Source organism: Streptomyces sp. NTH33 (assembly GCF_003236365.1).
Taxonomy (GTDB): Bacteria; Actinomycetota; Actinomycetes; order Streptomycetales; family Streptomycetaceae; genus Streptomyces.
Window position 1 is genome coordinate 1 of record NZ_POTZ01000261.1, and the last position, 10,200, is coordinate 10,200.

Consider the following 10,200-nt stretch of genomic DNA (forward strand, 5'->3'; position numbering starts at 1 on the left):
TCATTCCCCCCGGGCCGACGTGAGTCCCTGGACGCGGGCCAGGATCGACACCTGCTGGTCGCCCGTGCCCTTCGGTGGGTCGAGGGCCATCTCGTTGGAGAGGAACTCCATGGTCAGGGACTGCCTGATCTCGCCGGTGGTCAGGGCCTGGACGTTCTTGTTGGGGGTGGGGACGGTGGCTCCCTGGGCGGCGGTCTGCTTCTCGTAGTGGCGGGTGGTGAAGAAGACCAGCGCGCCGCCGTCCGCGGTGCGCAGCGCCAGGGGGGCGTACGCGCCGTCCGCCAGCGGCTGGTCGATGTACTGCCGGGCCAGCCCCGGCCGACTCGCGGCCTGGGCGCGCAGCTCGCGCCAGCCGGTGGTGTGCGTGCCCGGGGCGAAGGTGTTCCCGCCGCTCTTCAGGTACGTCGCGTAGGCCTGGCTCAGGTCACCGGGCGCGACCGCCAGTCCGGCGGTGTCCTCGGGCACGGCCTCCGCCAGCCCGTCCGCGTCCTTCTCGAACTCCGGCACCTTCCCGGGCGCCACCAGCGTCAGATACGCCACCCGCCACTGCTCGCCGGCGTCGTACCGCAGGAACACCATCAGCCAGCGCACGTCCCCGCCCTTGTTGCCCTGGGCGTCGGCGACGAACCAGCGCGGCCAGCCCGCCTTCTTGGGGATCGTGAACTTCGCGTCCGTCAGCGTCAGCGGCGTGTGCGTGGGGTTGCCGCCGGGGTTGTTGGCACGGCCCGCCTTCAGCCGCGCCGCGTCGATGGCGCCGAGCGCGCCGGTGACGTGGTCCGCGTCCAGGGAGCTGTCGTAGGCCTTGTCGGCCTTGTTGTAGGCCTCGGTGAACCGCTCGAGCGCCTTCGCCGCCTCCGCGGGCGTGGTGGCCGGAAGCACCTCGCGCTCGCCGTGCACCACCACGCACCCGCTCGCCGCCGGCGCCAGCACGGTCACCGCGACCGCCGCCGACGCCCAACTCTCAAGCCTGCGAAGCCTCCGAGGGCCGCGAACCCTGCTCATCAGCTACCGTCACCTTCCCCTTCCCGGAGGCGAACCCTACCGGGGAGAGGAAGAGGGCGAGTGTCGGGACCAGGTACAGCAGCCACACCGTGACCTGCAGCACGGTCGGGTCCGGCTGGAAGTTGAACACGCCCTTCAGCAGCGTGCCGTACCAGCTGTCCGGCGGGATCGCGCCGCTGATGTCGAAGGCCAGGTTGCCCAGCCCCGGGACCCAGTTGGCCTCCTGCAGGTCGTGGACGCCGTACGCCAGCACGCCCGCCGCGACCACGACCAGCATGCCCCCGGTCCAGGTGAAGAACTTGGCGAGGTTGATCTTCAGCGCGCCCCGGTAGAACAGCCAGCCCAGCAGGACGGCCGTGGCCAGGCCCAGCGCCACGCCGATCAGCGGGCGCGGGGTGCCGTCGGAGGCCGCGTGCACGGACGCCCACACGAACAGCGCGGTCTCCAGGCCCTCCCGGCCCACGGCCAGGAACGCGGTGGCGACCAGCGCGCCCGTGCCCAGCGCCAGCGCCTGGTCCAGTTTGCCGTGCAGCTCGGACTTCAGGTGCCGGGCGGTGCGCCGCATCCAGAAGACCATCCAGGTCACCAGGGTCACCGCGAGGATCGACAGCGTCCCGCCGAGCGCCTCCTGCGCCTCGAACGTCAGCTCCTGGGAGCCGAATTCGAGGACGCAGCCGAAGCCCAGGGCGATGGCGGCCGCGATGCCGATGCCGGTCCAGATCGCCCTCAGGGCGTCCCTGCGGCCGGTCTTGACCAGGTAGGCGATCAGGATGCACACGACGAGGCTGGCCTCCAGCCCCTCGCGCAGACCGATCAGATAGTTGGAGAACACGGGCCTACACCTCCTCGGACAGCAGCGTGCGGCCCCACCAGTCGTTCGCGTCGCGAACGCCCGGTGGGATCGCGAAGACAGCCGATCCCACGTGCTGGATGTACTCGTTGAGCGCGTCGTGCGCCGCCAGCCTGCGCTGGAGCGGGATGAATCCCTTGCGCGGGTCGCGCTGGTAGGCCAGGAAGAACAGCCCGGCGTCCAGCCGGCCCAGTCCGTCCGTGCCGTCGGTGAAGGAGTAGCCCCGGCGCAGGATCGTGATCCCGCCGTTGGAGTCGGGGTGCGAGAGCCGTACGTGCGCGGTGGGCTTCATCGCCTTCAGGAACGGCTCGTCGTGCTCCTTGGCCTTGCCGACCGGGGCGCCCTCGCCCTTGTCCCGGCCGAAGATGTCCTCCTGCTCCTGCAGCGGAGCCCGGTCCCAGGTCTCGATGTTCATCCGGATGCGCCGGGCGACGAGGTACGAACCCCCGCGCATCCAGGCGTCGTTCGCGCCGCCGTCCCCGTCGCCGACCCACACGAACTCCTTCAGCCGGTCCGGCTCGGTGCCCGCGATGTTGCGGGTGCCGTCCTTGAACCCGAAGAGGTTGCGCGGGGTCTGGGCGTCCGGGGTGGTCGAGGAGGTCTTGCCGAAGCCGAGCTGGGACCAGCGGACGGCGACCTTGCCGAAGCCGATGCGGGCCAGGTTGCGGATCGCGTGCACGGCGACCTGCGGGTCGTCCGCGCAGGCCTGGACGCACAGGTCGCCGCCGGTGCGGGAGCGCTCCAGGTTGTCGCCGGGGAACGGGGGCAGGTCGACCAGGGCGGCCGGCCGCTTGTCCTTCAGCCCGAACTTCTCGAACAGCGACGGCCCGAAGCCGATGGTCAGCGTCAGCCGCGAGGGCGGCAGGCCCAGCGCCTCGCCCGTGTCGTCGGGCGGTGCCTCGGCGAGTCCGCCGTACGCGCCCTCGCCGACCTCCTTGCCGGCGGTGATCCGGCGTGCCGCGGCCGTCCAGTCCTTCAGCAGCCGTACGAACTCGGCGCGGTCGTCGGTCTTCACGTCGAACGCGGCGAAGTGCAGCCTGTCCTGCACGGGGGTGGCGATGCCGGCCTGGTGGACGCCGTGGAACTCCACCGCGCCGCCCGCCCGGGCGCCGCCCGGATCCGTGCCGTCGCCGCCCTTGGCCATCGCCACCGCGCCGCCGGCCGTCACCGCGCCGAGCGCGATCCCGGCCCCGCCCCAGCCGATCACGGCGCGGCGGGACGGGCTCCTGCCCTGGGTCTCGGTCATCTCCCGTTTCCCTGTTTCATGCCTGCTTCCCGACTGCTTCCCGGCTACTTCACGACCGCGGCGGCCAGCTTGGACAGCGGCTCGGCGAGCGCGTTCACCGCGTCCGAGAGCTCCTTGCGCTCGTCCTCGCCGACCTTGTCGTAGGAGACGAACTCGTACGAGGCCTGGTCCGTCTTGCCCGCCTGGTCCGCCTCGCCCTTCTTGCCCGTGCGGTACTTGTCCAGCAGCGCGTCGAGTGCGGCGAACTGCTTGTCCAGCTCCTCGGCGAGCGCCGGGTCGTTCTTCCGCGCGACCGGCTCGAGCAGCTCGTACGCCTTCTCCGCGCCCTCGACGTTGCCCTTGAAGTCGACCAGGTCGGTGTGGGAGAAGAACTCCTCCTCGCCGGTGACCTTGCCGGTGGCGACCTCGTCGAGGAGTTCCTTGGCGCCGTTGGCCATGGAGGTCGGGGTGATCTCGGCGGTGCCGACCCGCTGCTGCCAGTCCTTGAGGTCGGTGACGAGCTGGTCGGCGAGGGTCTTCTCCTCGGCGCCGATCTTCCCGCTCTTCCACAGCGCCTTCTCCAGCCGGTGCCAGCCGGTCCACTTCTGGCCGGGCTCCAGGTCGGCCTCGCGCAGGTCGACCTTCGGGTCGATGTCGCCGAAGGACTCGGCGACCGGCTCGGTCCGCTCCCAGCCCAGGCGGGAGGGGGCGTACGCCTTCTTCGCGGCCTCCACGTCACCGGCCTTGACGGCCTTCACGAACGTCTCGACGAGGGGCAGGGTCTGGTCGGCCTGCTCCTGGACGTACTGGCGGTAGGCGGCGACGGCCTGGTCCAGCTTCGGGTTCCGCCGGGCGGCCGAGCCGCCGCCGGTCGCCCTGACGTCCTGGCGGATGCCCTTGCCCTTCATGCCGGGCTTGCAGGCGATCACGTAGTCGCCCGCCTTCACCTCGGCGGTGACCCGCTGCTTGGTGCCGGGGCCGATGTTCTCGCGCTCGGCGACGATCCGGTCGTCGGGGAAGAGGACGTAGACCTCGGTGACCTTCGAGCCCTTGTTCTCGATCGCCAGCTCGACGTGTCCGGCCGGAAACTCCTTCTTCGACACCTCGCAGGAGTCGTCCTTCGCGATCACGTCGATCACGTGGTCACCGCTGTCGCCGCCGCTCTTCTGCGTGCAGGCCGTCACGGAGGTCAGAGCGGCCGCGGTGGCGACGGCGGTGACGACGGAGAGTCGGACGGCTCGCATGCGAGGGCTCCCGGAGGTGGCTCAAAAGTGACGTGGCCGCACCCATGCAGGATGGTGAGGCTTGCCTAACTTAACCGAGGCTTGCCTGATCGCCACACCCGGGGAACGTGATTCGGCTCTCACGGACGGCATAAGGGAACGATCCGATCGCAAATGGACCAAGTGGCCGCAAAGAATCAGTCATGGGAAAGTCAAAGGCCGGCCGCGGGGCCGTGAGCCGCGCCCCCGTCGCGGATGCGGCAGCACCGTCCCCTCGATGTTTCAATGCCCCGGTGACTGACTACGACGTGCTGCGCGTGTTCTGCGCGGCGAACGGCGGCTACGGCAACGAACTCGGCGTCGTCCGCAACGGCTCGCTCATCCCCGCCCAGGACGACCGCCAGGAGCTGGCCGCCAAACTCGGCTTCAGCGAGACGGTGTTCGTCGACGACCCCGAGCGCGGGGCGATCGACATCTACACCCCCACCCTGCGCCTGCCCTTCGCCGGCCACCCGTGCGTGGGCACCGCCTGGCTGCTGGACGTCCCGGAACTGGTCACCCCCGCCGGCACGGTCGGCGTTCGCCTGGACGGCGAGTTCACCTGGATCGAGGCCCGCCCGGAATGGGCCCCGCCGCGCACCCTGCGCCAGTACGCCACCGCGGCCGAGGTCGACGCCCTCCCCGTCCCCCCGCCCGGCGAGTGGATCTACGCCTGGTCCTGGGAGGACGAGGCAGCCGGCCGCATCCGCGCCCGCGCCTTCCCGGGCCGAATCGATGAGCGCGGCGACAGCCGCTCCAGTGGAGCCGGGGCTTGCACCGGGGACATCGAGGAGGACGAGGCCACGGGCGCGGCGGCCCTGCTGCTGACGGCACGACTCGGCCGTGCCCTCAACATCACGCAGGGCGTGGGTTCACAGATTCTGACGGCACCGCAGCCGGAGGGCTGGGTGGAGATCGGCGGCAGGGTGATCCTGGAACGCTGAGAGGGCGTGTCGAGTCCCGAGGTGACCGCCGCCGCAGGACAGGGGGGTGAAGAACAGTCCCCGGCCGTCCCGGGTGACGGCCGGGTGGCCGCTGTCCCGCGGCACCGGGACGGTTGTCCTCATGGCAGCGAGCCCGGCGGGCCTCAGCAGCCGTCCGCCGGCCAGGGCGGTGAGGAAATGGTTGAGGTCGCGGGCCGTGCCGGTCATCGAGCCGTCGGCTCCGCTGTCGAAGGAACGGTAGGGAATCGTGGTGTCGACCAGCGGGCCGTCCATGGTGAACTGCTGGTAGTCGGCCGTGTGCTGACGCGTGCGGTCAGGCCCTGGCGATATTCCTGCCCGGCATCGGCTCCGCGAGTGCTGTCCGCCACTCAGGCGCACCGAAGGCGTCCGCGAAGTACTGCGTCTCGCGCACCACATGCCCGTCGGCGAATTCCATGATGCTCACCGAGTGGGTGGGCACCCCGTCGTACGTGATGACGCACTCGCTCACCCACAGATCTCCGCTGCCGACGATTCGGTGGACGGTGAAGTGCCGGCTGGCGGGGTGCCCGCCACGTTGCGCCGAAATCTTCGCGCGGCCCCGGAACCGTTCACCTGACTGGGGGTAGTCGAGGATGGCGTCCGCGGCGTAGATGGCGTGCTCGGCTTCGGTGTCCCCATGTTCCGATGCCCGCCAGTGTTCCTCGAGTGCGGCCCTGGTCCGGATGTCAGGATCCATCGCATGGTCCCTTCTGCACGTGGCCGGAGCGATTCGGCGACCTGGGAACGCTTGATGGGCAACGGTGCCAGCCTAGCCCGCCTGACGCGGCGACTCGGCTCCAGTTTCACGAGGCGGGCTGTCCGACTGGTGGCCATGTGAGCGAAAAGTTGCTCGGGCCAGTGAGAATAAGGAACGTCGAGGTCCTTATTCCCGCTGTTTCCGGAGGCGCTTTCCGGGTGAAGAAGCGCACCGGATTCTATAGGCCCGTCCGCACCGAGGGCGTGGGCCGCGGCCCTCAGCCCAGGTGTGCGACGAAGGTGCGCCAGGTGTCGCGGCCGAAGGGGATCGCCGGGCCGGCGGGGTTCTTGCTGTCGCGGACGGGGGCGAGGGTGGGGTGGTCGAGGGCGAGTTCGAGACAGTCGCCCTGTCCGCCGCTGTAACTGCTCCTGTGCCATATCACTGCGTTGACGGCAGTTCCGGCCGGGGTTCCGTTGCTCATGAACCATACTCCTTGGCGACGCGCTGGATCAGCTCGAGTGATTCCGTCGGTGGCAATGCTGCCATCCGGGCATCGTCGAAGAGTGCCCGGTAACAGGCCACTTCGGCCTCCCGTTCCATCCAGATGTTGCCGGTCGGCGTCTCGGTGAGCACGAGGTCGAGTGAGGCCATCTGCGGAAAGGCGAGCAGCAGGTACGGGCCGAACATGCCCGAGTGCGCCCCGCGCGAGAACGGGAGTACCTGGATGGTGATGTTGGGCTGCTGCGCCATGGCCACCAAGTGGTACAACTGTGCCTTCATGACATCGGGACCGCCCACCTGCTGGCGGAGGACACCTTCCGCCAGCACCGCCCAGTACTCGATGGGGGTCTCACCGGTGAGCCGTTCCTGGCGGGCGATCCGCACCCTTACGAACTGGTCGATCTCCTCGGCTGTCTGCCAGGCCCGTGACGCCACGGTCACCGCCCGTCCGTATTCCTCCGTCTGAAGGAGCCCGGGAACCAACTGCACCTGGCAGGTCCGGATACTCTCGCAGATGGACTCCATCTCGATCTGATCGAGGTACGTGTCGCTGAGCAGTGAGGCGTACTGGTGCCACCAGCCTTCCCGACGCCGTCGATTGGCCCTGCGGGCAAGCGCCGCGAGGCGCTCCTGCGCCTCGGTCTCTGCCACCTGGTACGCCTGCATGAGCGCGATCAGATCGGGCGTGCGCACAGGGACGTGGCCGTTCTCAATGCGGCTGATCTTCCCCTTGGTGCAGTCGAGCACCTCCGCGGCCTGCGCCATGGAGACGCCTGCGGCCTCGCGGAATTTCCTGAGTTCGTCCCCCAGTTGGCGCCCCAGCACCGTGGACGGTCTGACAGTAGGCATGAGCAACTCCCTATCAGAGGTGCCACTCGCGAAGCGGCGCGCATTACTCGAAGGGGTGAACCAAGCAATGTAATCCCGCGCAACGTTGCGCCCATTCATATGCTGCGGATCGTTGCCTGAGATCGACCCTTTGGGGGCGCCATGCCAGAACACCTTGCATCGAACGACGTCACCTTCCGGCTCCCGCGAAGCCGTCGCAGTGTCCCGAGGGCGCGAGCGCTGCTGCACGCCGTGCTCGGTGACTGGGGTGTCGGTCAGGAGGTGCTGGAGAACGCCGAGTTGGTGCTCTCGGAGCTCGTCACCAACGCGTTGCGCGTGCCCGTGCCGGGCGGTCGGCAGGTCGGGGTGCGAATCGCGCGCGACGTGGGGGAGGGGCTGCTGCGGCTGGAGGTCAGCGATGCCGGAGGGGGCAGGCCGGAGGTCCGGGAGCCCGGCGCGGACGAGACGTGCGGGCGAGGGCTGCTGCTCGTGGCGGCGCTCGCGCATCGCTGGGGCTACGAGGAGCGCGCGGCCGGGATCGGGAAGACGGTGTTCGCGGAGCTGAAGGCGCCGCACATCGTCGCCCGGCCCGACGTGCGCGAGGTCGCCGCGGTCCTGGTCCGGGCCGGACAGCAGGTGCGGGCGTGGGGCGCGTGGCGGACCGTCCGCGGCGTACGGAGCGAGCAGTACGCGTCCGGCGGGCCCGCCGTGGTGCTGACGCTGGACGACGGCCCGGTGCTGCGCGTGCACGCGGCCGAGTCGTTGGCCGTACGGGCGGGGGAGTGCTCCGGATGATCCACGACGGCCACGACCGAGCGGTCAGGCCGACAGGGGGAACTCCTCGCCCAGGGCGTGGAAGACCGCCGTGTTCAGGGCGAACGCCCGCTTGCACTCGGTCACGATCCGCTGCTTCTCCAGGTCGTCGGCCCGGACGGCGTCCAGGAGTGCGCGGTAGTTCCGCTTGAACGCGGCCGGGTTGGTGATGCCCTCGAAGACGTAGAAGCGGACCCCGTCGCCCTTCTTCGTGAAGCCCCACGTCTTCTCCGCCTTGTCGCGGATGATCTGACCGCCGGAGAGGTCGCCGAGGTAGCGGGTGTAGTGGTGGGCGACGTAGCCGGCCGGCCACCGCTCGGCGCACTCGCGCACCCGGTCGGCGTACGCGCGGGTCGCGGGCAGGGCCGTGAGGGCCGACCGCCACTCCGGGCCCCGCAGGTGCGCCAGGTCCCGCTCCAGCGCGGCCAGCCGGAACAGTTCGGGGCGGATGAACGGCCCCGCGACCGGATCCGACACCAGCCGTTCGGCCCCGCTCTCCAGTGCCTCGTACACGAACCACAGCTGCTCGGTGTAGCGCGTGTACGCCTCCACGCCGAGCCGGCCGCCGAGCAGATCGCTCATGAAGGTCGAGGTCTCCGCCTCCATGTGCTGCTCGTGGGACGCGGTGCGGACGAGGGCCGAGAAGGAGTCCACGGGGTTCATGGGAACGTCCTTTAAGGTAAGGCTAACCTAAGTCAAGAGGTTTGCCGACAGCTTGTCGGGAAATCTCTACCCCGGGATGTGATCTCCGGAACACGGCAGGCGCAGTGAGCACAGAAAGTGAGCACAGAAAAGCCCGCCCTCCGGAGAGGACGGGCCCCGCCGAGGCGAGCGCGGCGCTACGGCAGCGTCAGGATCTCCGCGCCCGTGTCCGTCACCACCAGCGTGTGCTCGAACTGGGCGGTGCGCCTGCGGTCCTTGGTGACGACCGTCCAGCCGTCGTCCCAGACGTCGTACTCGTAGGTGCCCAGCGTCAGCATCGGCTCGATCGTGAAGGTCATCCCCGGCTGCATGACCGTCGTCGCGTGCGGGCTGTCGTAGTGCGGGACGATCAGCCCGGAGTGGAACGACGTGTTGATGCCGTGGCCGGTGAAGTCGCGGACCACGCCGTAGCCGAAACGCTTGGCGTACGACTCGATGACCCGGCCGATGACGTTGATCTGCCGGCCCGGACGGACCGCTTTGATCGCGCGGTTCAGCGCCTCGCGGGTGCGCTCCACCAGCAGGCGGCTCTCCTCGTCCACGTCGCCGACCAGGTAGGTCGCGTTGTTGTCGCCGTGCACCCCGCCGATGTACGCCGTCACGTCCAGGTTGACGATGTCGCCGTCCCGCAGCACCGTCGAGTCCGGGATGCCGTGGCAGATCACCTCGTTGACCGACGTGCACAGCGACTTGGGAAAGCCCCGGTAGCCCAGCGTGGAGGGGTAGGCGCCGTGGTCGCACATGAACTCGTGCGCCACCCGGTCCAGCTCGTCCGTGGTCACGCCCGGCGCGATGTGCCTGGCCGCCTCCTCCATCGCCTGCGCGGCGATCCGCCCGGCGGTCCGCATCGCCTCGATCGTCTCCGGCGTCTGCACCTCCGGGCCGGTGTACGGCGTCGGCGCGGGCTTGCCGACGTACTCGGGGCGGCGGATGTTTCCGGGCACGGAACGGGGCGGGGACAGTTCCCCGGGCGCGAGCAACGACTGGCCAGACATGTTCGCGAGTCTATCCGGGGGTGATGGGGGAACATGTCGGTGGCGAGAGGAGCTGGTCATGGCCCTGTTCAAAAAGCAGACCGCCGGAAAGCCGGGCGAGTGGTTCTACTGCCTGGTGCACAAGAAGGTCGAGGAGGGGCCCGAGTGCCCCGCCAAGGACCGGTTCGGCCCGTACGCCTCCCGTGGGGAGGCCCAGCACGCGATGGACACCGCCCGCGAACGCAACCTCGAGTGGGAGAACGACCCCCGCTGGCACGACGCGCCGACGGGCGGCACCGAGGAGGGCTGACCGGGCCGGAGGCCGGGGAGGCTCGGCTGCCGGCCGGGCTCACCGGCAGCCGAGCCGAGTGGGTGGCGGGC

Annotated in this window: 12 protein-coding genes; 3 read left to right on the forward strand and 9 right to left on the reverse strand. The window is 69.9% G+C overall.

Annotated features, from left to right (window positions below; all coding sequences use genetic code 11):
• Genes C1I97_RS23105 through efeO form a run of 4 tightly spaced genes read right to left on the reverse strand, consistent with a single transcriptional unit; the run spans position 1 to position 4,321 of the window.
• Positions 1 to 1,002: a hypothetical protein gene (locus C1I97_RS23105; RefSeq protein WP_111005107.1), complete on the reverse strand. Its 1,002-nt coding sequence runs from the start codon at positions 1,000 to 1,002 to the stop codon at positions 1 to 3.
• The gene (gene efeU / locus C1I97_RS23110; RefSeq protein ID WP_111005108.1) at positions 962 to 1,834 is read right to left on the reverse strand and encodes an iron uptake transporter permease EfeU; all 873 of its coding nucleotides are present in this window, start codon (positions 1,832 to 1,834) and stop codon (positions 962 to 964) included. Before efeU ends, C1I97_RS23105 begins: the two co-directional genes overlap by 41 nt.
• A gap of 4 nt (positions 1,835 to 1,838) precedes the next feature.
• On the reverse strand, positions 1,839 to 3,098 hold the full coding sequence (gene efeB / locus C1I97_RS23115) for an iron uptake transporter deferrochelatase/peroxidase subunit (protein ID WP_111005109.1): 1,260 nt from the start codon (positions 3,096 to 3,098) through the stop codon (positions 1,839 to 1,841).
• A gap of 44 nt (positions 3,099 to 3,142) precedes the next feature.
• Positions 3,143 to 4,321: an iron uptake system protein EfeO gene (efeO, locus tag C1I97_RS23120; RefSeq protein WP_111005110.1), complete on the reverse strand. Its 1,179-nt coding sequence runs from the start codon at positions 4,319 to 4,321 to the stop codon at positions 3,143 to 3,145.
• A 272-nt stretch (positions 4,322 to 4,593) separates the two neighbouring features.
• Between efeO and C1I97_RS23125 the strand changes: the two genes are divergently transcribed.
• On the forward strand, positions 4,594 to 5,283 hold the full coding sequence (locus C1I97_RS23125; RefSeq protein ID WP_111005111.1) for a PhzF family phenazine biosynthesis protein: 690 nt from the start codon (positions 4,594 to 4,596) through the stop codon (positions 5,281 to 5,283).
• Between the two features lie 313 nt (positions 5,284 to 5,596).
• Here C1I97_RS23125 and C1I97_RS23135 read toward each other — a convergent pair whose 3' ends face one another.
• The 3 genes from C1I97_RS23135 to C1I97_RS23145 form a co-directional block, all read right to left on the reverse strand.
• Positions 5,597 to 6,001: a nuclear transport factor 2 family protein gene (locus tag C1I97_RS23135; RefSeq protein ID WP_111005112.1), complete on the reverse strand. Its 405-nt coding sequence runs from the start codon at positions 5,999 to 6,001 to the stop codon at positions 5,597 to 5,599.
• 277 nt (positions 6,002 to 6,278) lie between these two features.
• The gene (locus C1I97_RS23140; protein ID WP_111005113.1) at positions 6,279 to 6,482 is read right to left on the reverse strand and encodes a DUF397 domain-containing protein; all 204 of its coding nucleotides are present in this window, start codon (positions 6,480 to 6,482) and stop codon (positions 6,279 to 6,281) included.
• Entirely contained in the window at positions 6,479 to 7,351 is an 873-nt protein-coding gene (locus tag C1I97_RS23145; protein ID WP_111005114.1) for a helix-turn-helix domain-containing protein, read from the reverse strand. The genes C1I97_RS23140 and C1I97_RS23145 overlap by 4 nt, the downstream gene beginning before the upstream one ends.
• A 141-nt stretch (positions 7,352 to 7,492) precedes the next feature.
• Here C1I97_RS23145 and C1I97_RS23150 point away from each other — a divergent pair, with 141 nt between their 5' ends.
• Complete coding sequence (locus C1I97_RS23150; protein WP_111005115.1) at positions 7,493 to 8,125, forward strand: ATP-binding protein; 633 nt, start codon at positions 7,493 to 7,495, stop codon at positions 8,123 to 8,125.
• A 24-nt stretch (positions 8,126 to 8,149) separates the two neighbouring features.
• Here the strand turns inward: C1I97_RS23150 and C1I97_RS23155 are convergent, their stop codons facing one another.
• Both C1I97_RS23155 and map read right to left on the reverse strand, forming a co-directional pair.
• Positions 8,150 to 8,797 (reverse strand): biliverdin-producing heme oxygenase, encoded by a 648-nt coding sequence (locus C1I97_RS23155; RefSeq protein WP_111005118.1) that lies wholly within the window; start codon positions 8,795 to 8,797, stop codon positions 8,150 to 8,152.
• 185 nt (positions 8,798 to 8,982) lie between these two features.
• Positions 8,983 to 9,840 (reverse strand): type I methionyl aminopeptidase, encoded by an 858-nt coding sequence (gene map, locus C1I97_RS23160; RefSeq protein WP_111005116.1) that lies wholly within the window; start codon positions 9,838 to 9,840, stop codon positions 8,983 to 8,985.
• 58 nt (positions 9,841 to 9,898) lie between these two features.
• Here map and C1I97_RS23165 point away from each other — a divergent pair, with 58 nt between their 5' ends.
• The gene (locus tag C1I97_RS23165; RefSeq protein ID WP_111005117.1) at positions 9,899 to 10,129 is read left to right on the forward strand and encodes a hypothetical protein; all 231 of its coding nucleotides are present in this window, start codon (positions 9,899 to 9,901) and stop codon (positions 10,127 to 10,129) included.
• Positions 10,130 to 10,200 lie beyond the last annotated feature (71 nt).

What these genes read in the sequence shown, in the direction of transcription:
- C1I97_RS23105 (WP_111005107.1), bottom strand. Translation starts at nt 1,002, where the DNA reads ATGAGCAGGGTTCGCGGCCCTCGGAGGCTTCGCAGGCTTGAGAGTTGG.
- efeB (WP_111005109.1), bottom strand. Translation starts at nt 3,098, where the DNA reads ATGACCGAGACCCAGGGCAGGAGCCCGTCCCGCCGCGCCGTGATCGGC.
- efeO (WP_111005110.1), bottom strand. Translation starts at nt 4,321, where the DNA reads ATGCGAGCCGTCCGACTCTCCGTCGTCACCGCCGTCGCCACCGCGGCC.
- C1I97_RS23135 (WP_111005112.1), bottom strand. Translation starts at nt 6,001, where the DNA reads ATGGATCCTGACATCCGGACCAGGGCCGCACTCGAGGAACACTGGCGG.
- C1I97_RS23140 (WP_111005113.1), bottom strand. Translation starts at nt 6,482, where the DNA reads ATGAGCAACGGAACCCCGGCCGGAACTGCCGTCAACGCAGTGATATGG.
- C1I97_RS23145 (WP_111005114.1), bottom strand. Translation starts at nt 7,351, where the DNA reads ATGCCTACTGTCAGACCGTCCACGGTGCTGGGGCGCCAACTGGGGGAC.
- C1I97_RS23150 (WP_111005115.1), top strand. Translation starts at nt 7,493, where the DNA reads ATGCCAGAACACCTTGCATCGAACGACGTCACCTTCCGGCTCCCGCGA.
- map (WP_111005116.1), bottom strand. Translation starts at nt 9,840, where the DNA reads ATGTCTGGCCAGTCGTTGCTCGCGCCCGGGGAACTGTCCCCGCCCCGT.
- C1I97_RS23165 (WP_111005117.1), top strand. Translation starts at nt 9,899, where the DNA reads ATGGCCCTGTTCAAAAAGCAGACCGCCGGAAAGCCGGGCGAGTGGTTC.